Below are 22453 nucleotides of genomic sequence, written 5' to 3'. Positions count from 1 at the left end.
TAAGGCGTGAAATACAGGAACCTTTTTGCAGTTGCATTGCTTCTTACTCTTTTCTTATGGCCGGGCACCCTCACCTTATCAGCCCAGCGGAAAGCCTTTGCCCAGGAAAACCTGGGGCATTATGACTACAAACCTTACAACTTCGGGTTTTCACTGGGGTTTAACCAAATGGGTTTTGCACTGAAACCGGTCGAATCACTCTATGAGCTTAACACTGGCCACATCGATGACGGCACTTATGGCCCCCTGTATACTGTCACCCCTGAACCCGACCTGGGCTTTCACATCGGCATCGTATCCAATCTGAAGATTTCTCCGTTGTTCGACCTTCGGTTTGTTCCCACTCTTGCCTTTGGCGACCGGAATATTGTTTATGAATACCAAAATGCCTCATCTTCTGTGGCTGAAATTAGAACAATCAGACAAAAGTTTGAGGCCACAACCATTGAATTCCCCCTGCACCTGAAATACAAATCCGTCAGAATTAACAATTCCAGGGCTTATGTGCTTGGGGGCATGAAGTTCACCACTGATTTATCCTCCAATCAGTACAAGGATGAAGGTGATGAAGGGGTGATCTTTGCCCGCAGTGCAAAAAACGATTTTCATTACGAGTTGGGCATAGGCCTTGACCATTATTTCTATTACTTCAAATTTTCAACAGAAATAAAGGCATCTTTTGGCATGCGCAACCTCATTTTCCCGGGAGAATCAAACCCCATGTTTTATAACTCCATTGACCGGCTCAATTCAAAGGTAATCATGATATCCTTCCTTTTTGAATAGAGGGTTCTTTTCTATTTTCTTTTGTTTACTTAATGGGTTTCTCCATATTTTTTTACTTTTGGGGAAATGATTTCTGCAAATAAAAAAACGCCCATGACGGATAACAAAAATGGTTCCATTTATGATAAACTGAAAGCCAAGTCACAGTTAAAAAGGCTTGTCTACCAAAATACTTATGAGGTTTTTCAGGAGTTCAAAAAGGTTGCTGATCAAATTCGAATCGAGACCGACAAAAGGTTAAACAAGGAGGGACTTCCGTTTAACATCGAGTTTCGTGATAAAGGGGGATTTGAATTCGAACTAAGGTTCTCGGGCGATACGCTTATTTTTAATATGCATACCAACGTCTTTGAGTTTTCCCGAGTGCATGAAGTCATGAAAACCCCTTATATCCTGGAAGATTCCCAACGCTCCTATTCCGGTGTCATCAATATTTACAACTTCCTTGCCGATTCCTTCCGCTACAACCGCATGAACGACATAGGTTACCTTGTGGCCAGAATTTTTATCAACAAGGAGAGATTTTTCCTGGTCGAAGGGAAACACCAGAACAAGTTTTATTACAATCAGTTCATGCACGAAGCCATCAATGAACAAGCCATGCGCGACATCATTGAGGCGGCCATGCGTTACAGCATCGACTTCGATCTTTTGGTGCCTCCTTATGACATGATTAAAGAAACCACCGTGTCCGACATGATGGAGAATTCCTTTAACATGAAGATCCGCACCGGCAAACGCATGGGATTTAAGTTCCAGGCCGACCACGACCAACAGAAAAAGGAAGGCGCCTAGCTCAATTTTGAGAAAAAGTCCCAAATAACGATTCCTGCCGTCACGGCCACATTCAGCGAATGTTTGGTCCCGAACTGGGGTATTTCCAGGCAGCCATCGCACAGAGCCAGCACTTTTTCATCTACCCCTTTCACTTCATTTCCGAACACCAGCGCATACGGCTGGCCAGGTTCAGGCTTAAAATCCTTTAGGTTCACACTACCCACAGCCTGCTCAAGGGCATAAACCTTATAGCCTTTCTTTTTCAGTTCCAGAATAGCCCCGGTGGTTTCGTCGTAATAGGCCCAACGGACAGATTCCGTTGCCCCCAGAGCTGTCTTTTGTATTTCCCGGTGAGGCGGGGTGGCCGTTATTCCACACAAAAAGATTCCTTCGAGCAGAAAAGCATCGGCTGTCCTGAACAAGGACCCGGTATTCATCATGCTGCGGACATTATCAAGCACCAGCATCATGGAAAACTTTGACGATTGTCGAAATTCTTCTGCCGTTTTCCGGCCCAGCTCGTCCATTGAAAGTTTGCGCATCAGCTTAATTCCTTTTGGTTTGCTTTTCAAGCAATATCTTTTTCAGCCTCTCCATCCCGCTGGTGGCTCTTTCCCGCAGGAAGACCAAGTTTGGAATATGGCTTACCGATACTTCACCGGGATCGATCAGGTAAATGGGGACGCCCCGTTTAACATAACCAACCAGCCCGGCAGCCGGATACACATTCAAAGAAGTCCCTACGATGAGGAAAAGATCAGCACAAGAAACCAGTTCGGCCGCTAAAGGAATCAAAGGTACGGGTTCGCCAAACCAAACAATGTGAGGCCTTAACTGGGAACCCAATTCACACAGGTCACCTTTCTTCAGCTCCCAGCCATCCAGCGTATGGATCAGATCAGGGTCAGCCGTGCTGCGCACTTTCCTGAGCTCTCCGTGCAGGTGCATCACCCGGCCTGAACCAGCTCTTTCGTGCAAGTCATCCACATTCTGGGTAATGATATCCACCTCAAAATACTGCTCCAGTTCAGCCAGGGCATAATGAGCCGCATTGGGTTTTACCTCCAGCAGTTGCTTACGCCTTTGATTATAAAACTCCAGCACCAGCTCCATATTGCGATCCCAGGCCCCAGGGGTAGCCACCTCTGAAATGTCATATTCCTCCCAGAGCCCGCCGCTTTCGCGGAAAGTTTTAATGCCACTCTCGGCACTGATCCCTGAACCACTTAATACAACAAGTCGTCTCTTTTCCATACCCCCAATTAATTTAAAGCCCAAATAATTTAACCTAAGCTATAAAAATGCTCAAATTTTGTGCCTGTGCATTGCTTTTAACTGATTTTTCAACCCTGGTTAATGAAAAAAATTATAAACCAAACCCATCTTATGAAGTTTAATAAACACAAAATTAACAGTCATTTCTTTCCTTTTAAAGGATTTTTTTATAAATTTATAGGCAATTCATAAAACAACAACAATTATGAAAACACCAGGTATTTTGTTTCTGATTGTTTTTGCCTCCCTGTTTTCCCTCACTGCATGCGAAGATTGGCTGGATGTTAAAAAAACGTTCACCTTCGAGCATGAATTCCCAGTCACCTCAGATGACTTGTCCTTTCAGGAAAGTGAAGTTATTGACATGCCACTTAAGAACTCCCTGATCAAGGATTATGGTTCAAAAATCAAGAAAATCGAAATTTTGGAGGTCAGATACTGGCTTACCTATCATGAGGGGTCCGAAACCCAGCAATACAATAATATTTCCCTGAATGTTGCTAAGGCAGACGGCTCTGACTCTAAAAACATTTCAACCCTGCAGAATGTGGTCCTTTCACCATTGTTGAACAACCCCACCGTCCTTCCAACAAATGAAGAAGGCACGAAGAAACTTTCAGATCTCATCAAAAATCCACCGCACAAACTTTCATTAAAAATTGTGGGCGATATTAATGAAGTCCCGGTTAATTTCAAAGTTTATTTTGAATTTGATGTCAGGATGACAGCTAGCCCTTTGTAAGATTTTCAAAGTTTATCAATGGAAGAGATCAAGTCTTCAGCGGTGGTGGTTCCCACCGCTGAAAAACATTAAAGCCGGACGGAAATCTTTCCATCCGGCTTTTATGTTCTGAATACCAAAATTATGCGAAAAAACTTATTCGCTTTTATAAACACCAAGTCCATAGCGACAAGGCCCTGTGGAACAATTGGCCATAACCACTTTCACACGATAAACAGTTTGCTGGGAGGGCGTTACCGAAACCAATGGATAGTCATCCGTTTCAACATCCTGGCTTAGCAGGGTATTATCCGTGGTATATAATTCCAGGTCAAGGTCGAAGCAATCATTGTCACAAACCCCCAGGATGCGATAGGTATTGCCACTGGGAATCTCAATATTGACCCACTCGGTGCCATCATCATCAAGCTGGCCTGTAACGATTTCGTGCGACTGATTGGAAAGGTCCAGCTGATCTTCATAGATTCTCAATTGATTTAATACCTGAATGGTCCAGTCATCTAAAGGCTGCAAGGCCTTTTGTGAGAATGCACTGCTGGCTGCCAAAACAAAAATGAAAGAGAAAGCCATTTTGATTAAAATGGCAGAAGAATTAAAGCTTTTCATTGAATGGATTTTAAAAGTTAATAATTTTTGAAAAAGACCGATAAAGATACAAAAAATATTAAATACATTATACGGAACGTATTTTTTTTTACACTAAAAAATAAATTTGCTGGATCTCAGGTAAATTTAATCAGAAAAAAGCCAGCAAGGGCAAAAAAAAGCAGTAAAAAAAAGATAAGGATCAGTTTCCGGCTTCTGCGAAGGGTGCGGTTTTCATCCTGGATTTGCTTCTCGAACACAATACGGCGCAATAAATTTTTGACACGCTCCATGGCGCTCTCGCTTTTCACAACATAGTCATATGCTCCCATGGCCATCGTTTGCTGGGCGATTTTGAGGTTATCCATGGCTGTGAGAAAAATGACCTTTGTCCGGGGCGATTTCCTCCGGAAGACTTCCATGATCTCCATCCCGTTTTTCTTGCCATCGCCAAGCCAATAATCCAATAAAACCACATCAGGATCCAGATGCAGGTGCTCAAGGCACTCTTCACCATTCGAAAACAACCTTACATTCAAAAGATTACGCGACTCTAATAAATGTAAAATAGCCCTTGAATACATCAGGTCATCCTCCACCACAAAAATACAAGTATGGTCTGGCCTCGACATGGTGTTTAGATTTGAGAATACAGTTGCCTTTTCGAATTTACGATATTTTTTTATTCCATCCTAAAAAACGACCCTGGTCCCATTTGATTTTCTTTTACAGAAAACCTTCTCTATACCAAGGGGAGACTTTTCAAATAAATTCTCATGGCAAATTTCTGTTTCTTTTGGAAATTTTTATTTATTCTTATTAAAAATTATGTATCATTGCATTGAATTACAGGGTTCAACATCCTGTTTCATAAAAACTAAAAATCACTTATGCTCCTTCCAGTTTCGGGTTTATATACATATATTTGTATGCTTTAAAGGTGCACTTCAAAAAAGAAAAACTTCCTTTATCCCAGCAATTAGTCCCAAATTCTTTTGAGATGAAAAACATAATCACATTTATCCTTGCAGTCATCGTCCCCCTGCTTATCATCACGGTGGTTCTTCGCCAAGCCTCTCAGGAAAACAAACTTTTAGAGGAATTGCAGGCTGAATATTCAGTTCCGCATATTCCGTCGGTTGACCACAGCAAACATGCGGTTTTGCAACAAGAATTCACCAACCCCCACGAAATCACAGCGGCTTGCCTCTCCTGTCATACCGAACGTGGCGAAGAATTGCTCAATAGTCCACACTTCACCTGGGAACGCGAAGAGCTCACACCCGGAAGGGGCGTGACTTACCTGGGGAAAAAGACCCTACTGAACAACTTCTGCACCGGAATTTTCTCTAACGAGGGAACTTGCAACAAATGTCACGCGGGCTATGGATATGCCGACAATACCTTCGATTTTGAAAACCCCTACAATATTGACTGCCTCGTCTGCCACGACAATACCGGCACCTATGAGAAATTAAGCGGAGGAGCAGGTTATCCCACCCCCGGGCAGGATTTTGCAGCCATTGCTCAAAGCGTGGGGAGACCTACCTCCAGAAACTGTGGATACTGCCACTTCGTGGGAGGGGGAGGAAACAATGTTAAACACGGGGACCTGGAATTGGCCTTGCTCACTGCACCCCGCGAAGTGGATGTTCATATGGGTTTAGACGGTGGAAACATGAATTGCATCGACTGCCACACGGCCGAGAACCATAAAATGAAAGGCAAGTATTATGCCGTGTCATCTGAAAACAGAAACCGGGTCCTCTGTGAAGATTGCCATACCACTACGCCCCACATTAACCACACCCTGAACACCCACGGGGCAAAGGTGGCCTGCCAAACCTGCCACATCCCCATTTATGCCAAGGTGAATGCCACCAAGATGACCTGGGACTGGTCGACCGCCGGCCAGAGGCTTGAAGGGAAGGCCTTTGAATTGCTTGACAGTCTGGGTAACGCCACCTATACCTCCATTAAGGGCGACTTCACCTGGGAAACCAATGTCATCCCCGAATACTTCTGGTTTAATGGAACGGCCGACCACCACCTATTATCCGACAAAATTGACACCACAAAAGCCGCGGTGAAGATCAATACGCTCCTGGGTTCTCACGATGATCCCGAATCAAAAATCATTCCTGCAAAAGTGCACCGCGGCCGCCAACCCTATGATAAGGTCAACCTTTCCATCCTTCAGGCCAAACTCTGGGCCCCAAAGGCAGGCGAAGGCGCACTCTGGGTAGATCTTGACTGGGAAAGGGCAATTATTGAAGGGATGAAATACCTCAACCGCCCATACAGCGGGCAGTACGGTTTCATAACCACCGAGATGTACCTCCCGGTCAACCATATGGTATCTCCCAAGGAGCAGGCCCTGCAGTGCCAGGACTGTCACACCCGCAACGATGGAAGGATGCAGTTGGTGGAAGACGCCTACATCCCCTCGCAAACCTATAATGCCACCCTGGACCTGTTTGGTATACTACTGATCATACTTTCCCTGCTGGGCGTGATTGCCCACGCCACCATTAGAGTTATCTTTAGCAAAAAACAGAAACAATCCCACTAAGAACTTACACGATGGCAACTGAAAAAGTATACATTTACAAGGCGTACGAAAGATTCTGGCACTGGACACAGGCTTTTCTGGTGTTATTTCTTGCCCTGACTGGCTTTGAGATCCACGGATCATTACATCTTTTTGGCTTTGAAACGGCTGTCACCCTGCACAACAATGCCGCATGGGCCTTTATCATCCTCACCATTTTCACCATCTTCTGGCATTTTACCTCGGGTGAATGGCGGCAATACCTTCCTACCACTAAAAACCTGAGGGCCCAGGCCGAATATTATATCTTTGGCATCTTCCGCAATGCCCCCCACCCCACCCGCAAAACCATCCTAAGCAAACTCAACCCCTTGCAGCGCCTGGTTTATCTTTCGCTAAAAATTCTGATTTTTCCAGTAATGATCATCACTGGACTTGCCTATATGTATTTCCGTTATGTTAAAGATGGGGAGGTGGTTTCACTCGGAATCGAAAGCCTTGAAAAGGTCGCCCTGGCTCATACCTTAGGGGCCTTTTTCCTGGTAGCCTTCGTGATCGTCCACCTGTACCTTATCACCACAGGCCATACCATTACCTCCAACCTCAAGGCTATGTTAACTGGTTGGGAAGAAATGGAAGCTGAGGAGGGTGAGATCCCCGAATCCAAAACGGTAAAAGATCCGGTAGGAAAAAAGCTAGATGAACCGGATGATCCGGAGAAAATCTAAAATCTCTTATTTTAAAAGCAACAAGCGTTCATATATCAAAAACTAACCTTTATGGCACATTTAGCATACATCAAGAAGGCCGGGCTTATCCTGTTCCTGGCTTCAGCAATGGTAGCCTGCTCAGGCTCCTCAACCCAGGAAGGACAAACCGGAAGCAGCGAAGAAACTGCCCTTTTGCTGCAATACCTCGAGGAAAACGGAGATGTTGTAAATCATCCTTCCATCCCGTTCTTTATTGATGCCCAGGAAATCTATGAAAAACTGAAAGGCTCAAATTACCTGGTCATCGATGTGCGTTCTGCCAGCGATTTCAACCGCGGCCACATTGAGAATGCCGTAAATGTCCTGCCCGAAGACATCCTCGATTACTTTGAGAACCAGATCGAGCCTGCCAGTTTTGAAAAGATCGCCATCGTCTGTAACAACGCCCATTTATCGGGCTACGTCACCGCCATCCTGCGCATGCTGGGCTACGACAACACTTATAACCTGCGGTTTGGGATGAGTGCCTGGAATGAAAACATTGCACGCCGTCACTGGCTTGCCAACATTTCCGATGATATGATCGGCAATCTGGAAACTGCCCCTCATCCCAAGAATGAGCCTGGCGAGCTCCCCTCACTCAACACAAACAAAACCAACGGTTATGAGATTCTCAGAGAACGTGCACAAAAAGCTTTGGAAGTGAACTGGGAAGATGTGATTGTCGACTACATGGATATCCTGATGCAAACCGAGGACTATTATGTGATTAATTACTGGCCAAAGGCATTATACGATCAGGGGCACCTGCCGGGCGCCATCCAGTATGACCCCAAAAAAGCATTTCACAGGGAGGCTGACATCCTCACCTTGCCCACTGATCGTCCCCTGGTGGTTTATTGCTTCACAGGGCAGAATGCCTCCTATGCCAATGCTTTTCTTTCAGTTATGGGATACGATTTCCGCAGCCTTGAATATGGCGCCAATGGCTTTATTCATCAAACCATGAATCTGACTCAACCTGCAGGAAGATCATTCTCAGAAATTCACATCAAGAATTTCCCCCTGGCAACAGATGTCCTCAAGCAAATAAGTTCTGAGATGGCAACCCCTGTTCAACAAATAGAGACCACCGTCGTTCAGGGGGGTTGCTAAAAACGTCACAGGGAAACACCAAGAATGAGAACCTTTTCAAATTCCTGAAGATATGGAAAAGAAACCCAAAAGCTATATGAACTCCTACCTGGCAGGTTTCCTGCTGGGATTGGTATTGCTGGCTGCATACGTCATAACAGGGCGTGGTCTGGGAGCCAGCGGGACCATGAAAAGTGTGGTCATAGCCACCGTAATGACTACAGCCCCTGAATATGCTGCCCAATCTCCCTTTTATGCCGATTTCTTCACCTCAGGAGAGAACCCCTTGCTATCCTGGCTGGTGTTCCTCTCCCTGGGGGTCATCATCGGTGGGCTGGTGAGTGGGGCGGCAGGACATCGTCTGGGCTTTAAAATGGAAAGAGGCCCTCGCATCAAACCGGCCACCCGAGCCGTTTTTGCCATCCTGGGCGGTGCGCTCTTTGGCTTGGGGGCACAGTTTGGACGCGGTTGCACCAGCGGGGCTGCCCTCAGCGGCATGGCAGTCCTGTCAAGTGGTGGGATACTTACCATGTTGGCCATTTTCGGAACAGGCTATATGGTAGCCTGGTTTTTCAGAAAATTATGGATATAACCTAAAAACCCCTGACTATGGCACCTTTTATTCCTGAAGGACTGATAAATCCTCAACTTAACCTTTTCTTTGCCCTTGTCCTGGGCATTGGTTTCGGCTTTGTCCTTGAATCAGCCGGGTTTTCCTCTTCACGCAAACTGGCAGGCGTTTTTTTCGGATACGACTTTGTTGTGCTGCGTGTATTCTTCACTGCTGGTATCACAGCCATGATTGGCTTGCTTTTTCTGGGTTATCTCGGATTTATCGATATGAGCCTGCTTTATATCAATCCACTTTACCTTTGGTCTGCACTCATGGGTGGCGCCATTATGGGCGTGGGGTTTATTCTGGGGGGCTATTGTCCGGGGACTAGCGTTGTAGCTGCCGTCATCGGCAAAATCGATGCCATGCTCTTTATCCTGGGAGCCATGATCGGTGTTTTCTTTTTCGGGCATTTTTACGATACGTTTGAACCTATATATACAGGTAAGTTCCTGGGCAATGTTTTTGCCTACGAATCGCTGGGCTTATCGAGAAACCTTTTTGCCTTTATCTTTACAGTGATAGCCTTGCTGGCTTTCGTTTTTACGCAGATCATTGAAGACCGTGTCAACAAGGTTGAGCCCGATATCAAAAAACAAAGGCCTTCATACGTGCTTCCGGCCTTCCTGTTGTTCCTGCTGGCTGTCATTTATTTGGTGTTGCCCAGCGAACGTCACAGCACGATTCGCGAATTATCGCCCAGCCAACTCCTGGCCGAAATGCATGATCCTGAGCTTTTTGTCACCCCACAGGAGGTCTCCTTCCGCATCATGACCCAGGACAAATCGATGATCCTGATTGATGTGCGCGAACCAGAAGACTTCCAGCAATATGCACTCCCAGGGGCCGTCAACATCCCCCTCAACAGCCTGTTTGAAAGAACCTGGAGAAAATTCTTCAAGGAAAATGAGTCTCAGCTGGTGTTTTACGGATTCGGAAACAGCGCTGCTGAACTGGCCTGGTCGGCCGCAAAACGGGCGGGAACCGAGCATATTTATATCCTTCAGGGCGGGCTTAACAATCTCTTCGATTATGTGTTCAACACCCCGATCAGGGATGAGCGCTCGCTCAATTGCGAAGAAAACTTTTACCAGCGCTTTGTGCTGGAAGCCAGGGATTATTTTAAGGAAGGCAATGCCATTGAAAAAAACCCTGAGAGGTCACAGCCTGTAATCCAGACGGTAGAGATCGTTGGTGGCGCTGGCGGTTGTTAAATCAAAAAAGAAATAAATATGAGCAATAAAACTTTAAATAACGGTGCATTCCTGTTTTTTGCCATCCTGCTGGCCGGGCTCGCTGCAAACTTTATTTTTTCCAGCAACTACAAGCTCAACAACCGGCAGGTAATGGAAAAATTTGATGGACAGGAATATTTTATGAATTACGCCCAGCTTCACGACGCCATCTCAGATGGCCAGGCATCGGACTTCTTATTCATTGACCTGCGCGACGAGCAGGCTTTTGCTGAGGACCAGATTCCCGGGGCAGTGAACATCCCCTTCGAAAAGCTTCTGAAGAAGAAAAACATCCGTAAGATCAGGAAAGCCGGGAAAAAGACACCTGTGCTCTATGCCGGGGAAGAGGCCACAGCCCAAAAAGCCAGGATGCTCTTGCTTGCCCGCGGAGTGAAGGAAGCGATGGTTCTTGGCGGATCTTTTGAAATGGCCCGAAAATACGCCATCGACCACTTCGATCCTGCTCATGCCTTCTTCAAAGATGAGAAGGCACGCTTCGATTACCTGCGCTTTATGCAAACCAGCCCGGGCTCCGAAGAGATTACCAGACCAGCCTGGATGAGGGCAGGGTGTTAATTCCCTTGTTGCTGGAAAAACAATTCATACCAACCCGGCTTTTCTGCCGGGTTTTTTCTTGTATTTCACGATCAGGCTGTTAATAACCTTGCCAGAAATTTTGTTAATAACCCCCTCCATACGGCAATTCCCTGGCCTTAAACATTTATCCAAAGCGGCTTGTGGAGTTATGAACATTTGTTAATAAAAATGGTTGATAACAAGTTCATTAAAAGAAGCCAAAAAACTTGCTTTGCGTTGATTAAGGGTTGTATATTTGTTGAACCAGGCGAGCGATAAAAGGCCGCTCCAAAAAACCGGGAGAAGGATGACGTTCTTAGGTGAGCGTCAGACCGGATCGAACAAACCGAAAGGTTTGCCAGTTTGAGGAGCCGAAGTTCCTGCCCTGATACCACGCCGCGAGGCGTGCAACGAAAGGCAAGGTCAATCACGCAAAGATCGCCCAGCGTTCTTTAAAAGGTTGAGTCGGAGGCAGCAAATCGATCCAAAGCTTCGGCAAAGGATGAGATGCTGAAATCCCAGAGGCCCCCGGGCCAAAAGGATTTGCCCTGAGACAGGATACTGTTAATGACTTTTACAGTTGGCAGCCGGACCGAAAGGAAAGGACAGAAACTGTTTAAGCACATGACAGAAAGCCCCTCAAAGGTCCTCAGAAAAACGACACTTCATCCAGGAAGAAGTGCTTTCGGGTACTTCCAGCGGAAAGTTTGAAGGTTATGCCTTAGCTGGTGTAGCCGGAAAACCAGGGGCCGTTAAAGAGAAAGTCTTCGGACTGAACTTTACGCGCCGGTCAGAATAACTGTAGTCTGGCACAGAAGAAAACGCAAGTTTTCCGAAGTGAGTGGGAACAATTCGAACAGAGTTGTTCCCACTACTGTTTTATGTCCTTCCTGTTTTTTGCTTACCGATCTTTCCTTTTCTTTCGCGCTTGCGCAACTGGCAGGTACAGGAACCCGACAAGCGCTCCCTGACATCTTCCAATACAGGCAGCCCGTCACGCTCCCATTCAACCAAACCACCTGCCAGGTGGACTATCCTTTCAAAACCCACTGACCGCAACAGATGATAAGCTTCCTTGCTGTGAATCCCCACCGAGTCGGCAAGAATGTAATACAAATCCTTCGACAGTTCACCTAGGCGGTCAGAAAGCTCCTTCTCCCAGATATTCAGCCAATTGCTAACCCCAAAACACTTAAAGGCTACCAGCTCATCGGCCCTTACATCCAGCATTACCGCCCCTTGTTGGCAAAGGTCAAAGGCTTCTCGGGGGGTGACATTTTTCACGTCACCTGACCAGAATCCCCGGTGTTCAAAAAGATCTTTCATTGGCTTTACTTTACAAATTGCCCTCTGGAGCGATTGGCAAACCATACGAGCGATAACATGACCGGCACCTCCACCAGCACCCCAACCACGGTCACAAGGGCGGCCGGTGATTCCAGTCCAAACAGGGCAATGGCTACCGCCACGGCCAACTCAAAGAAATTGCTCGCCCCGATCATGGCAGCCGGAGCACATACATTAAAAGGCAGTCTGATATTCTTTCCAATGAACCAGGCCAGAAAAAAAATAAAATACGTTTGGATGACCAGGGGCATGGCAGCCAATAAAATAATCAGCGGGTTGCTGGTAATGTTGGTCCCCTGGAAGGCAAACAATAGTATCAGGGTCACCAGCAGGGCAAGGATGGATACAGGCTTCAATTTAGGCAGGAACACCTGCTTAAACCAATCCTCCCCGTGCTTTCTGATCAGGTAACGGTTGGTGATATAGCCCGCCGCCAGGGGCACCACCACAAAGATCACCACGCTGGCAAACAAGGTATCGTAAGGAACCGATACGTTGGTAATGCCAAGCAGCAGGCCCACAATGGGAACAAAGGCAACCAGGATGATCAGATCATTGACCGAGACCTGCACCAGCGTATAATTGGGGTCGCCATCGGTCAGGTACGACCAGACAAACACCATGGCAGTACAGGGCGCTGCTCCCAGGATGATGGCACCTGCAATGTACTCCCCCGCCATCTCGGGTGTAATCCAGGCCTGGTATAATTTCGAAAAGAACAGCCAGGCAAAGAAAGCCATGCTGAAAGGTTTTATCAACCAGTTAATCACCAAGGTCAGGATCACCCCTTTGGGTTTACGGCCCACTTTTTTAATGCTCGAAAAATCAACCTGCAGCATCATGGGGTAGATCATCAGCCAGATTAGGATGGCCACAGGAATATTCACACGGGAAATTTCAAGACTGCTGATGACTTGAATGCTATCACCAGCCCAGTGGCCAATCAAAATCCCAAGCCCGATGCAAAGGGCTACCCATACTGAAAGGTATTTATCAAAAAAGCTGATCTTCCTTTTCTGTTCCATAAATATTAAACCTTTTAATTACTGCTTCTTTACGCCACTGACGGTCATGCTGAAAATGCCCGATTCCCCATTTTTGAATGCAAGCATCTCCTTTTCATCAAGATAACTAACAAGTAAGTCATCAGACAGGGTAATGCATTTTTCTTTGTGAACGATTACTTCAGCGAACCCCTGATCGTGAATAACAGACAGATATTCCTCTTTCTGAAGGGCACCTGAAACACAACCCGCATACATTTCCGCATCCTGCTGAAGCTGAGGGGGTAGTACTCCTTTCAGCACCACATCCGAGATACAGAATCGTCCCCCGGGTTTCAATACCCTCTGAATTTCCGAAAACGCCTTTCGCTTATCGGGCACCAGGTTCAGCACGCAATTGGAAAGCACCACATCAAAGCTTTCATCAGCAAGTGGCATAGCCTCAATATCGCCTTTCAGGAAACGGACATTGGGATACCCCAGTCTTGTGGCATTGCGCGTGGCTTTCTCCACCATTTCATCCGTAAAGTCAATCCCTGTCACCTGCCCGTTCTCGCCAACCAGGGCGCGGGCCACAAAGCAATCGTTACCCGCTCCGCTGCCCAGGTCAAGCACATGATGCCCTGCTTTAATCCCAGCGAATTCAGTGGGTATGCCACAGCCCAGGTTCAGGTCGGCATCAGGCAGATAGCCCTCCTTCCCTTCATAGCTTTCGCTAAAATCGGAGTTGTCAGCACCCCCGCAGCAGGACGAAGCCGGACCACAGCAGCCAGATCCATTTCCCGATTCGTTAAGAAGGACAATCTGGCCATATTTTTCCTTCACAATCCTTTTTAGCTCGTTTTCTTTCATAAATGCGGTAAAATTTCTTCCGTGTACAATTTATAAAAACCCTCCCTTATCTCTTCCCTCACCCGGATAAACTCGCCAGAGATAAATGCTTCGGTTCCGGTGGCGTGCGAAGGATCGTCAAAACCAATGTGCAGGCGGTGTTTCACCTTGCCCAGGAATGCAGGGCAGTTTTCATTGGCCCCGCCACAAACGGTCACCACATAATCCCATTCCTCGCCAAGGTATTCATCCACAGAGTCGGAGGTGTGGTGGCTGATATCAATGCCAATTTCTTTCATGGCCGCAACGGCCTTTTCGTTCAATTTTCCGGAAGCTTCAGTCCCTGCTGAACGCACCACCAGGCGATCATCGAAGGAGCTCAGGAATCCGTGGGCCATCTGGCTTCGGCAGGAATTTCCGGTACAAAGAATCAGGATTTTCAAAGACATCTAATAAGGTTGAGGTTAAGGTTAAGGTTAAGGTTAAGGTTAAGTTTGAGATAGAGAATAATACGTTGGATTTTGAGACATCAACAGTAGGTTTTTCTGATGTCGATTTTTGAAAAGAAATCATTTGCGACCTGTTTCAGCATTTCAATGGCCCGGGCGTCAAGGCAATAATTCTTCCTGGCCCCCTCTACTGTTCCTTTGATCAGGCCGGCATCGCGGAGTTCCTTCAGATGCTGGTTCACTGTCGTCCGGCTTAAAGGCAGCTCTTCGGCAATGTTACCCGTCATGCAGGTCTTCATCTGCGCCAGATACTGCAGGATGGCCAGTCGTGCAGGATGCCCCAGGGCTTTGAACAATGCCGCATGTTTTTGCAGCTCTTCATCAAATAAAACACGTTTGTCGCTATTCATTCTTTCAAGGCTTTATCAGGATGACGCAAAAATACGTCACATTTTTCAAGTAACGTAATTTTACGTCATAAATTTTTGAAAAAATATGCTCAATTACGGCTCAGAATAGGAACAAAGACCTACCACGGTCGTGTGAGGACGAAGCAAACAAGAAGCAGGCACGACCATTACATGAGCATGGTACGACCATGGTAGAACAGAGGGTGGAGTTTTTAATACAAACAAAAGCTTATTTCAAACAAAGTGTTGAAATAAGCTTAACAGTCTGATTTTTAGAGGAAATTCAACGAAAATCAGGGAAAATGTTGAGGTTTTTTAATGCCCGCCGCAGCAGCCTTCACTTTTCTTGAAGCCCAGGAGGCGAAAACCACCATCAGTAAAATCAATGGTCACGGGGCTGAGTTCGGGCAGAAAATCGGTTGCCACAAAAAAGGGTACCCCTTCCACATCCACCTCCATTTCGCCGGGGCGCAAGCCTTCAGCCAACTCCATCTGCACCGAAGCGCCGCAGCAGCCCGAAGCATTGTAAATCCTGACCCCTGCAGGGCGTTCTTCCATCGACTCAATGATTTCCTTGAACTTTTCGGCGGCCTGCTCAGAAACACGAAAAGCACCTGTTATTGTTGAATGATTATCCATAACTGATTGTTATTCTTTCAATTAAACCCGGAATACAAGTTTTAATGCAGCCAGCGCACCAATCGCTGGCTTGCCAATAAACCTCGGGGCAAAAATACAAAAAACCTTAATTGACTGGTAGTGGGCTTCCAACCGGAATATCGCAACGGTGGAACGGTTGTCCGTGCGGAGGATTAAGCCGTGGCGGCGTTCCTGTTGCAGCAGTGGCCTGGCTGCCCGCCGAAGCACCCATTCGATTGGCATTTTCAACGGTGGGAATCATTGACCTGTCAACCGGGGCAGATGCAGGAGTTGCAGCCGCCGTGGTGGTTGATTCTTGAGGTGAACCGGCTGGCAAAGGACTTCCAACAGGAATATCACAGCGGTGATAAGGCTGTCCGTGGGGAGGGTTCAGCAAGGGCGGTGCTTCATTTTGCCCAGCAGACGACTGACTTGATGCCTGTTCCGGCAAATCGGTAAGGGCCTCCTCTTGCGGGTCCTCTGCAGCTTGTTGGGTTTGTTCCTGGACAATTCCATCGGAGGATTGCTCAGCCTCCTTTTTTTCAGGGCCGCTGCAGGATACTGCAAAAAACAAAGCCAGGGCTGTAATAAAAATATTGCTTTTTTTCATTTTGAATTTTCTTTAGGTGCTTTGTTATATAAATATACTAATAACAATTCATTTTTTAAATAGTTTTTAAGGTTGCCCTTTTATTTTGCCGGGACAACCGCTTCTCATTTGATTAAAGACATTAAACACAAAACGGGCAAAGTCGTTTTTGGGATTATTGCGTTCCACCGGCCCTCAGCCACTAAAATCATGGGCAAAAAGCCGGTGGATAGCTTTCCAAATACTGAAAAAAGTAATTTCGGAAATCAATAATTTATTGTTTCGCAACAATATTCCCGGTGATCTTTAAAATCACTGGGGAATTGATGGCATTGGAGTTCACAACGATGGATTTGTTGATTGCGCCCAGCCTCCTGGTGTCGTATTTCACCTTGATGACGCTGGTTTGGCCTGGCAGAACCGGTTCTTTTGACCATTCAGGAACAGTACAGCCGCAGGATGCACGTACACCGGAAAGCACAATGGGCTCTTTTCCAGTGTTGGTGAAACTGAATTCACAGGTTCCATCGCCACCCTGTTCAATGGTTCCATAATCGTGAACCAAACTCTTAAAAATAATGGAATCAGCCTTGGCAACAGGATTATTCTGGGCAAAAAGGCCAATGCACATAAAACCCAGAAATGAGAATAAAAAGAGTGCTTTTTTCATAATAAAAACAGTTTAGAGATTAACAAAGAGTTATTCAGAACAGCAATTCAAAAAAATCGAAATTTATTTAAGTTTTTCTTTCTCATTCAAATTAGGCGGGCATTCAATATCAACACCTTTGATTGGAGTGAAAAAAGCCTCGAATTTTTCGAGGTATGCTTGAATGGAACCAGAACACAAACAATAATTGACTTTCAGGCCATCAATTTCTCCGTGAATCAACCCCAATTTCTTTAACTCATAAAGATGTTGTGAAACAGTGGTACGACTCAGGGGTAAATATTCTGAAATATCGCCTGAAATGCACGTTTTTGTTTCAGCGAGGTATTTCAAAATAGCAAGCCTTGCAGGATGCGAAATAGCCCTGGCAAAAAGTGCAAGCTCCTGGAGGCTTACATCAAATTTTGTAGATTTATTCAATGTCAATGTTTTCTATGTCGCAAACTTACGACATAATTTTATTTACAGCAAAAAATTATTCACTTATTTTAAAAAAATCACTTTTTTTTGCGCATCTACCCCTGATAAAAATCCACAAAAACTTATTTTCCCATCCACTGGCGGACACTTTTCAGAACCACAATCGTTCAGGTTGATTTTCAACGCGATTTAAACCAACTTTAATTAAAAACTCAGGGGCAATTAAATAACCCCTTTCATTTTCAGCACCTTAACAAGCTCTTCTTCGGGGAAAAACCCCTCATGCCTGAAATACTCTTCCCCGTTTTCATCAAGAAAAACCTGGGTTGGGATTAAATTAATACCGTATTTCTGTCCAAAAGGTTGACCTTCAGGGGTCCAGACATCATAGAAAATAACCTTGACCTGGTCACCGTAGTTTTCTTCAATGGACTTCATGATAGGCACCATTTTCTGGCAAGGAATGCAGCGTACTGAACCAAGCTCAATAAAAGTAACCTTATATTTTTTTTCCTGTTTTGCTTCCAATGCTTCTGTTGCCACATTCTCAGCCGCCGGCTCAGCCATAGCCAAGGTTTCGTTTTCAATGACATTTGCCTGGTTTGACCCGGTGTTCCCAGTGCAGCCTAATGCGACCATAAAAACAAAAAAGGCAAAAAAACCGGTACCGCCTAATTTTAGATTCTTCATACTGTAAAATTTACATTAATACTTAGGGGTGTTTAACTTCAAAGTTTTTGTCTTGCAAATGCCATTCCATTAGATAACCTAAAAGAATAAAGACCGGCAAAGTAATGAGGGTACGAAGTAAAGAAAACTTCAGCCCAAGAAAACCTATTTCGAAAGCGATCATGGGAATTTTTATTGTTGCGAAGGCGCCTAAATAGATAAAAATGTTGCGAATACTGCAACCTTTAATCCAAAGGATATAAGCAAAGGGAAAGGCGCCATAAAGTGGTCCAGCCTGCAGACCTGCAAGTAAAATGACAAGGCCGGTTCCCTTCCAGCCCGAGGATTCACCAATATGTTTTTCGATACGCTCCTTGGGCACCCAGACATCAAAAAGGCCTATCAGAATAAACATCATTGGCAGGAACACAATCATCTCTTTGAAAAATGTCCAGAAATTCAGCCCGATCTGTTCACCGACCGAAAAATCAAACCAATATGACAATCCGATAAATGCCAGAAACAAAATTGCAAAGGAATATTTTGTAAGTAATTTCATAAAATTAAGGCCATTATGAAACCTATAAAAATTGCAGCAATCAGGCTCAGTCCATTCCGGATAAGACTCGTTCTCCAACCAAAGAATTCAGCCTCTATGGGCAGTGTTACAATACCTACCATCATAAGAGTTGTGATAAAAACAGCAATGGTTCCATAAGCAACTCCACTTTTAACAAGCATCCCGGCAAGGGGATAAGCAATAAAGCCGGGTATCATGGCAACAGAGCCAAAAAATGCGGCTATCAGCCAGCCTTTCATTCCGGATCCTTCACCCAGGTATTTAATGATCAATTCGTCTGGCAGCAGAAAGAGCACAAGGCTAACCAAAACTAAAACCAACACCAATGCCGGAAGCAGCTTGACAAACATTTTAATCCCACGAGATAAACCTTCACGGGTTTTCTGCCAATTTGCCAAAGATGAAACGGCAATGGCGAATGCTGAAAAGATCATTAAGGCTTTCAAAGACTACCCTTGTATAATTATTTATTCCTCGTTTTTAAGCCAATTTGATAGAGTGGCTTTGGTGGGCAGTTTACCTTGTAAAAGCACCTTGCCGTTAACCACAAGTCCGGGAGTTAACATGACTCCGTATTTTCCATACTCATTAATATCGGTAATCTTTTCAACCTGAGCGTTAAGCCCAAGTTCATCCACTAACTCTTTGCAAAGATTTTCCAGGCGCACACAATTGGGACAACCCGGACCAAGAACTTTTATGTTCATAATAAAAAGGTTTAAAAGTTATTTATCTTTCGGCTCCAGCTTCCCGGATGCCTTCATTTGTTTGGTCACTTTTTCCCACAGGTGTCCTTTTCGGTAAAGTTCTCTCAGCTCTGCCACATCAGGGAATGTAATGGCTTCTCCTTTTTACCTTCTCTCTCGGATAATCAGTTAACCATGCCTTGCTTTCTTCAGTTTTTGAGTTTGTTGTAAAGATTTGATATGACTTCACGGTAAATACTTAAAATAGCACCTTCGTATAGTCTGATGGGATGCTTTTCCGAAGTTAATTGTAATGCCTGTCAAGGAAGTGGACCCAGAAGCAAAACTCCAGCCAAAATTAGGTTTCTTAACAACAAGAACCTCCTTTACTTCCGGTTGGAGAGGGATTACAACCACATCCACAATTTCCTCCTAATGACAAAACGCTTTCTATTGGAAGCCCCATTGTTTTCCAGGTGGCAAAACCACCATCCAGATTGGCCACATTCGGAAATCCCTGAATGTTAAGCAAATTGGCTACTTTGACACTCCTGACTCCGGCCGAACATCCTAAAATAATTTGCTGATCTTTGGAAATGTAAGGTATCCTGTCAAGAATTACCGATAGAGGGTGATACAAAACATTGTCAAGGGGAATCCTCTCAAGGCTCACTTCATCTTCCTCACGAACATCAATTAGCACCGCTTCATTGTTCTTCAAAGCTTCAAAAACCAGCGAAGGGGTAATATGCTTTACTCCTTCAATATGAAATTCCTGAAGGGCAGGTTTGTCTGTTGTTTTCACTATTTGTGTTTTTTAAAAGTTTGTTTCTTAAAGTACGTTGTCTTAAAGCTTTGGTAATTATCAAATATTCCAGTTCAGTTATAAAATCAGGATTTACCTATTCAGGTTTTCAATTATTAATCTCATTACTTGTCATAGACCTGATTTCATTTTAAGAAAATTCATTACCAGGATTTTAAGATTTGCTATAATAACAATTTATATGCTTCCAAAAATTATACCTGCAAGGGTAGATAGCACCACTACAATGGAAATATAAACAAGCGTTTTTTGGGTTCCTAAAACGCCGCGGATCACCAGCATATTAGGCAGCGAAAGAGATGGGCCTGCCAGCAATAAGGCAAGGGCAGGACCTTTCCCCATTCCGGAGGCCAGCAACCCTTGCAGGATGGGTACTTCGGTCAGGGTGGCAAAATACATAAATGCCCCGATTACGGAAGCGAAGAAGTTGGCTGCCAAAGAGTTTCCACCCACCAGCCAGGCCACCCATTCGTTGGGAACAACACCCGGCATGGAAACATTATCATGGGTGGAGCCCAGTAAAAACCCGGCAATGACCACCCCAATGGCCAGCAGAGGCACAATTTGCTTGGTAAATCCCCAGCTCGATAATATCCACTCGCGGTTTTCGCCGTGATCGGCCTTATCCATCAGGCCAATGGTGCTGACCGCAGCAATGGCCACGACCATCACCACCAGCGGATTGCCTATCAACAAGGCGCTAAGGGCAGTAACGGCAGCGCCCAACAGCACCTGCCAGGATTTCATCTTAAGGATATAAATCATGGAGAACACCAGCACAAGTCCGAAGATGCCGGTGATGTACCACTTGTTTGACCATATAAAATACCATGCGCCGCTGGTTTCTCCTGAGGGTTTTCCCCAGTTGGCAAAGACCAGGATTACCACCAGGGTAAAGAAATGCAGGGCGGTTTGCCACAAGGGGCGGGTTTCGGGTATCTCAGGAAAATTCATTTGTTCTGCGGCCCGGGCTTTTTCTTCCTTGCGGTAAATAAAAGACATGATGAGGCCGGTTACCACAGCAAAAACTACGGCGCCGATCACCCTGGCTACCCCCATTTCAAAGCCCAGAATACGGGCTGTGAGAATGATGGCAAGGATATTGATGGCTGGGCCCGAATACAGGAATGCAATTGCAGGCCCAAGACCGGCACCCCTTTTGTGGATGCTGGAAAACAAGGGCAGGATGGTGCAGGAGCAGACCGCAAGGATGGTGCCCGACACGGCGGCCACCGAATAGGCAACCCATTTCTTAGCCCTTGCACCAAAGTACTTAATGACGGAGGCTTGGCTTACAAAAACGGAAATGACCCCGGCGATCAAAAAAGCGGGCAGCAGGCAAAGAATCACGTGTTCGCGGGCATACCAGCGCGAAAGATCAAGTGTAGCATCGATAGCGGTATTAAACACCTTACTTTCAAGGGGCATGAAAAAAACCCCAAGAAAAACCACTACAATCACCAAAAGAATTTTAAACTCTTTTCTAACTTCCATCGTATTTATTTTAGTATTTCGCTAAATAGCGAAATGAAACCTGAAAAAAATTATTTAATAAAAATGATCCAACAATAATAGGCCCCGACAATTAAAAAAATCACAGCTACAATTTTGCGGAACCAAAACTCAAAAGCTTTAACCTTGTTGTAAACCGAGCCCATTTTTGATACGCTAAAGGCCAGAATATAGGCAAAAATAATTACCGGGAGACCTGTTGCAATGGCAAAAACTACAGGAAGAAAATATCCTGCATTTGATGAAACGGACAACGGTATGAGGCCACCAAAATATAGCACTCCGCTGTATGGACAAAAAGCCAGGGCAAACACCACCCCCAACAGAAGTGCGCTCCAGGGCGAACCCTTTTTGGCCCGGTTCTCCATGGAAGAGGTCAGTTTCCCCAGGAAGGAAAAATTCAGCTTAAAAACCCCCAGCATAAACAGGCCAATCAGGATGAGCAAGGGGCCGAGGATACGTTCGCCATAAACGCTGACCAGCTTTTGAACCCTGTAGGTGCTGGCGCCTTGCTTCAGGATAAATATCAGGACGGCTCCAAGAACTGAATAGCTGATGGCCCTTCCGAGGGTGTAATACACTCCATTGAGGAATACCCTTCGGCGATCCTCAAGGTCTTTGCTGATAAATCCTATGGCAGAAATATTGGTAGCAAGAGGACAGGGACTCACGGCCGTCATTAACCCCAGCAGGAATGCTGAAATTATGGGTAGTTCGGTACTGGCAGCCAGTTGCCTGAGAAATTCCATTTTAATTCAGGAGGGTCTTGACTTCCTTTTCAATGAGGTCTTTCAAGACCTCTGGTTTTGACAAGGCCAGGTCGAAAGCCTGTTCGGT

29 protein-coding genes are annotated in these 22453 nt (G+C 45.5%); 9 read left to right on the top strand and 20 right to left on the bottom strand.

The genetic code is table 11. The features are described from left to right. Nucleotides 1-6: 6 nt before the first annotated feature. Both V2I46_04485 and V2I46_04480 read left to right on the top strand, forming a co-directional pair. Nucleotides 7-786 (top strand): outer membrane beta-barrel protein, encoded by a 780-nt coding sequence (locus V2I46_04485; protein MEE4176747.1) that lies wholly within the window; start codon nucleotides 7-9, stop codon nucleotides 784-786. A gap of 93 nt (nucleotides 787-879) precedes the next feature. Further along, nucleotides 880-1581: a hypothetical protein gene (locus tag V2I46_04480; GenBank protein MEE4176746.1), complete on the top strand. Its 702-nt coding sequence runs from the start codon at nucleotides 880-882 to the stop codon at nucleotides 1579-1581. Here V2I46_04480 and V2I46_04475 read toward each other — a convergent pair. Beyond that, nucleotides 1578-2105, bottom strand: coding sequence for an RNA methyltransferase (locus V2I46_04475; GenBank protein ID MEE4176745.1), 528 nt, complete (start codon nucleotides 2103-2105; stop codon nucleotides 1578-1580). The two genes, V2I46_04480 and V2I46_04475, sit on opposite strands and share 4 nt — an antisense overlap. Nucleotides 2106-2109: 4 nt before the next feature. After that, entirely contained in the window at nucleotides 2110-2817 is a 708-nt protein-coding gene (locus tag V2I46_04470) for an NAD-dependent deacylase (GenBank protein MEE4176744.1), read from the bottom strand. 226 nt (nucleotides 2818-3043) lie between these two features. On the opposite strand from V2I46_04470, the gene V2I46_04465 reads away from it, so the two are divergent. Then, complete coding sequence (locus tag V2I46_04465; protein MEE4176743.1) at nucleotides 3044-3580, top strand: hypothetical protein; 537 nt, start codon at nucleotides 3044-3046, stop codon at nucleotides 3578-3580. Between the two features lie 135 nt (nucleotides 3581-3715). Here the strand turns inward: V2I46_04465 and V2I46_04460 are convergent, their stop codons facing one another. Continuing rightward, a complete protein-coding gene (locus tag V2I46_04460; protein MEE4176742.1) occupies nucleotides 3716-4186 on the bottom strand; it encodes a hypothetical protein in 471 nt (156 codons plus the stop codon). Between the two features lie 116 nt (nucleotides 4187-4302). Next, nucleotides 4303-4797 (bottom strand): response regulator, encoded by a 495-nt coding sequence (locus V2I46_04455; protein ID MEE4176741.1) that lies wholly within the window; start codon nucleotides 4795-4797, stop codon nucleotides 4303-4305. Between the two features lie 368 nt (nucleotides 4798-5165). Here V2I46_04455 and V2I46_04450 point away from each other — a divergent pair, with 368 nt between their 5' ends. Genes V2I46_04450 through V2I46_04425 form a run of 6 tightly spaced genes read left to right on the top strand, consistent with a single transcriptional unit; the run spans nucleotide 5166 to nucleotide 10984 of the window. Continuing rightward, nucleotides 5166-6737 (top strand): tetrathionate reductase family octaheme c-type cytochrome, encoded by a 1572-nt coding sequence (locus tag V2I46_04450; protein ID MEE4176740.1) that lies wholly within the window; start codon nucleotides 5166-5168, stop codon nucleotides 6735-6737. An 11-nt stretch (nucleotides 6738-6748) separates the two neighbouring features. Continuing rightward, nucleotides 6749-7444 (top strand): cytochrome b/b6 domain-containing protein, encoded by a 696-nt coding sequence (locus V2I46_04445; GenBank protein ID MEE4176739.1) that lies wholly within the window; start codon nucleotides 6749-6751, stop codon nucleotides 7442-7444. 51 nt (nucleotides 7445-7495) lie between these two features. After that, on the top strand, nucleotides 7496-8581 hold the full coding sequence (locus tag V2I46_04440) for a rhodanese-like domain-containing protein (protein ID MEE4176738.1): 1086 nt from the start codon (nucleotides 7496-7498) through the stop codon (nucleotides 8579-8581). Between the two features lie 52 nt (nucleotides 8582-8633). After that, the gene (locus V2I46_04435) at nucleotides 8634-9152 is read left to right on the top strand and encodes a YeeE/YedE thiosulfate transporter family protein (GenBank protein MEE4176737.1); all 519 of its coding nucleotides are present in this window, start codon (nucleotides 8634-8636) and stop codon (nucleotides 9150-9152) included. 17 nt (nucleotides 9153-9169) lie between these two features. Beyond that, nucleotides 9170-10387: a YeeE/YedE thiosulfate transporter family protein gene (locus tag V2I46_04430; GenBank protein ID MEE4176736.1), complete on the top strand. Its 1218-nt coding sequence runs from the start codon at nucleotides 9170-9172 to the stop codon at nucleotides 10385-10387. A gap of 18 nt (nucleotides 10388-10405) precedes the next feature. Next, nucleotides 10406-10984, top strand: a complete 579-nt coding sequence (locus V2I46_04425) for a rhodanese-like domain-containing protein (protein MEE4176735.1) — start codon at nucleotides 10406-10408, stop codon at nucleotides 10982-10984. Between the two features lie 879 nt (nucleotides 10985-11863). On the opposite strand, the gene V2I46_04420 is transcribed toward V2I46_04425, so the two are convergent. From V2I46_04420 to V2I46_04345, 16 genes are all read right to left on the bottom strand, one after another. Beyond that, nucleotides 11864-12310 carry a rhodanese-like domain-containing protein gene (locus V2I46_04420; protein ID MEE4176734.1) on the bottom strand — a complete coding sequence of 149 codons (447 nt, stop codon included), beginning with the start codon at nucleotides 12308-12310 and terminating at the stop codon, nucleotides 11864-11866. A gap of 5 nt (nucleotides 12311-12315) precedes the next feature. Then, the gene (gene arsB / locus V2I46_04415; protein MEE4176733.1) at nucleotides 12316-13356 is read right to left on the bottom strand and encodes an ACR3 family arsenite efflux transporter; all 1041 of its coding nucleotides are present in this window, start codon (nucleotides 13354-13356) and stop codon (nucleotides 12316-12318) included. Nucleotides 13357-13374: 18 nt separating this feature from the next. Continuing rightward, nucleotides 13375-14187, bottom strand: coding sequence for an arsenite methyltransferase (gene arsM / locus V2I46_04410; protein ID MEE4176732.1), 813 nt, complete (start codon nucleotides 14185-14187; stop codon nucleotides 13375-13377). Further along, a complete protein-coding gene (locus V2I46_04405; GenBank protein ID MEE4176731.1) occupies nucleotides 14184-14609 on the bottom strand; it encodes an arsenate reductase ArsC in 426 nt (141 codons plus the stop codon). Before V2I46_04405 ends, arsM begins: the two co-directional genes overlap by 4 nt. An 86-nt stretch (nucleotides 14610-14695) precedes the next feature. Next, complete coding sequence (locus V2I46_04400; GenBank protein MEE4176730.1) at nucleotides 14696-15025, bottom strand: metalloregulator ArsR/SmtB family transcription factor; 330 nt, start codon at nucleotides 15023-15025, stop codon at nucleotides 14696-14698. Nucleotides 15026-15340: 315 nt separating this feature from the next. After that, nucleotides 15341-15664 carry a hypothetical protein gene (locus V2I46_04395; GenBank protein ID MEE4176729.1) on the bottom strand — a complete coding sequence of 108 codons (324 nt, stop codon included), beginning with the start codon at nucleotides 15662-15664 and terminating at the stop codon, nucleotides 15341-15343. Nucleotides 15665-15770: 106 nt separating this feature from the next. After that, nucleotides 15771-16274: a hypothetical protein gene (locus V2I46_04390; protein MEE4176728.1), complete on the bottom strand. Its 504-nt coding sequence runs from the start codon at nucleotides 16272-16274 to the stop codon at nucleotides 15771-15773. A gap of 253 nt (nucleotides 16275-16527) precedes the next feature. Then, nucleotides 16528-16923, bottom strand: coding sequence for a DUF1573 domain-containing protein (locus V2I46_04385; protein MEE4176727.1), 396 nt, complete (start codon nucleotides 16921-16923; stop codon nucleotides 16528-16530). A gap of 63 nt (nucleotides 16924-16986) precedes the next feature. Beyond that, entirely contained in the window at nucleotides 16987-17343 is a 357-nt protein-coding gene (locus V2I46_04380) for a metalloregulator ArsR/SmtB family transcription factor (GenBank protein MEE4176726.1), read from the bottom strand. A gap of 222 nt (nucleotides 17344-17565) precedes the next feature. Beyond that, on the bottom strand, nucleotides 17566-18033 hold the full coding sequence (locus tag V2I46_04375) for a thioredoxin family protein (GenBank protein ID MEE4176725.1): 468 nt from the start codon (nucleotides 18031-18033) through the stop codon (nucleotides 17566-17568). A 22-nt stretch (nucleotides 18034-18055) separates the two neighbouring features. Next, nucleotides 18056-18571 (bottom strand): permease, encoded by a 516-nt coding sequence (locus tag V2I46_04370; protein ID MEE4176724.1) that lies wholly within the window; start codon nucleotides 18569-18571, stop codon nucleotides 18056-18058. Beyond that, entirely contained in the window at nucleotides 18568-19026 is a 459-nt protein-coding gene (locus tag V2I46_04365) for a permease (protein ID MEE4176723.1), read from the bottom strand. The genes V2I46_04370 and V2I46_04365 overlap by 4 nt, the downstream gene beginning before the upstream one ends. A gap of 33 nt (nucleotides 19027-19059) precedes the next feature. Then, nucleotides 19060-19299: a thioredoxin family protein gene (locus V2I46_04360; protein ID MEE4176722.1), complete on the bottom strand. Its 240-nt coding sequence runs from the start codon at nucleotides 19297-19299 to the stop codon at nucleotides 19060-19062. 346 nt (nucleotides 19300-19645) lie between these two features. After that, the gene (locus V2I46_04355; GenBank protein MEE4176721.1) at nucleotides 19646-20083 is read right to left on the bottom strand and encodes a rhodanese-like domain-containing protein; all 438 of its coding nucleotides are present in this window, start codon (nucleotides 20081-20083) and stop codon (nucleotides 19646-19648) included. 198 nt (nucleotides 20084-20281) lie between these two features. Beyond that, nucleotides 20282-21598: a permease gene (locus V2I46_04350; GenBank protein ID MEE4176720.1), complete on the bottom strand. Its 1317-nt coding sequence runs from the start codon at nucleotides 21596-21598 to the stop codon at nucleotides 20282-20284. A 50-nt stretch (nucleotides 21599-21648) separates the two neighbouring features. Next, nucleotides 21649-22365 (bottom strand): aromatic aminobenezylarsenical efflux permease ArsG family transporter, encoded by a 717-nt coding sequence (locus tag V2I46_04345; protein MEE4176719.1) that lies wholly within the window; start codon nucleotides 22363-22365, stop codon nucleotides 21649-21651. Nucleotides 22366-22453: the final 88 nt, after the last annotated feature.

Source organism: Bacteroides sp., from assembly GCA_036351255.1.
Classification (GTDB): domain Bacteria; phylum Bacteroidota; class Bacteroidia; order Bacteroidales; family UBA7960; genus UBA7960.
This window is presented reverse-complemented; position numbering and strand designations above follow the sequence as displayed.

Bases quoted from the DNA above. Each gene is read 5' to 3' on its own strand.
- V2I46_04480 (MEE4176746.1), top strand. From the start codon at position 880: ATGACGGATAACAAAAATGGTTCCATTTATGATAAACTGAAAGCCAAG.
- V2I46_04475 (MEE4176745.1), bottom strand. From the start codon at position 2,105: ATGCGCAAACTTTCAATGGACGAGCTGGGCCGGAAAACGGCAGAAGAA.
- V2I46_04470 (MEE4176744.1), bottom strand. From the start codon at position 2,817: ATGGAAAAGAGACGACTTGTTGTATTAAGTGGTTCAGGGATCAGTGCC.
- V2I46_04465 (MEE4176743.1), top strand. From the start codon at position 3,044: ATGAAAACACCAGGTATTTTGTTTCTGATTGTTTTTGCCTCCCTGTTT.
- V2I46_04460 (MEE4176742.1), bottom strand. From the start codon at position 4,186: ATGAAAAGCTTTAATTCTTCTGCCATTTTAATCAAAATGGCTTTCTCT.
- V2I46_04455 (MEE4176741.1), bottom strand. From the start codon at position 4,797: ATGTCGAGGCCAGACCATACTTGTATTTTTGTGGTGGAGGATGACCTG.
- V2I46_04450 (MEE4176740.1), top strand. From the start codon at position 5,166: ATGAAAAACATAATCACATTTATCCTTGCAGTCATCGTCCCCCTGCTT.
- V2I46_04445 (MEE4176739.1), top strand. From the start codon at position 6,749: ATGGCAACTGAAAAAGTATACATTTACAAGGCGTACGAAAGATTCTGG.
- V2I46_04440 (MEE4176738.1), top strand. From the start codon at position 7,496: ATGGCACATTTAGCATACATCAAGAAGGCCGGGCTTATCCTGTTCCTG.
- V2I46_04435 (MEE4176737.1), top strand. From the start codon at position 8,634: ATGGAAAAGAAACCCAAAAGCTATATGAACTCCTACCTGGCAGGTTTC.
- V2I46_04430 (MEE4176736.1), top strand. From the start codon at position 9,170: ATGGCACCTTTTATTCCTGAAGGACTGATAAATCCTCAACTTAACCTT.
- V2I46_04425 (MEE4176735.1), top strand. From the start codon at position 10,406: ATGAGCAATAAAACTTTAAATAACGGTGCATTCCTGTTTTTTGCCATC.
- V2I46_04420 (MEE4176734.1), bottom strand. From the start codon at position 12,310: ATGAAAGATCTTTTTGAACACCGGGGATTCTGGTCAGGTGACGTGAAA.
- arsB (MEE4176733.1), bottom strand. From the start codon at position 13,356: ATGGAACAGAAAAGGAAGATCAGCTTTTTTGATAAATACCTTTCAGTA.
- arsM (MEE4176732.1), bottom strand. From the start codon at position 14,187: ATGAAAGAAAACGAGCTAAAAAGGATTGTGAAGGAAAAATATGGCCAG.
- V2I46_04400 (MEE4176730.1), bottom strand. From the start codon at position 15,025: ATGAATAGCGACAAACGTGTTTTATTTGATGAAGAGCTGCAAAAACAT.
- V2I46_04395 (MEE4176729.1), bottom strand. From the start codon at position 15,664: ATGGATAATCATTCAACAATAACAGGTGCTTTTCGTGTTTCTGAGCAG.
- V2I46_04390 (MEE4176728.1), bottom strand. From the start codon at position 16,274: ATGAAAAAAAGCAATATTTTTATTACAGCCCTGGCTTTGTTTTTTGCA.
- V2I46_04385 (MEE4176727.1), bottom strand. From the start codon at position 16,923: ATGAAAAAAGCACTCTTTTTATTCTCATTTCTGGGTTTTATGTGCATT.
- V2I46_04375 (MEE4176725.1), bottom strand. From the start codon at position 18,033: ATGAAGAATCTAAAATTAGGCGGTACCGGTTTTTTTGCCTTTTTTGTT.
- V2I46_04370 (MEE4176724.1), bottom strand. From the start codon at position 18,571: ATGAAATTACTTACAAAATATTCCTTTGCAATTTTGTTTCTGGCATTT.
- V2I46_04365 (MEE4176723.1), bottom strand. From the start codon at position 19,026: ATGATCTTTTCAGCATTCGCCATTGCCGTTTCATCTTTGGCAAATTGG.
- V2I46_04360 (MEE4176722.1), bottom strand. From the start codon at position 19,299: ATGAACATAAAAGTTCTTGGTCCGGGTTGTCCCAATTGTGTGCGCCTG.
- V2I46_04350 (MEE4176720.1), bottom strand. From the start codon at position 21,598: ATGGAAGTTAGAAAAGAGTTTAAAATTCTTTTGGTGATTGTAGTGGTT.
- V2I46_04345 (MEE4176719.1), bottom strand. From the start codon at position 22,365: ATGGAATTTCTCAGGCAACTGGCTGCCAGTACCGAACTACCCATAATT.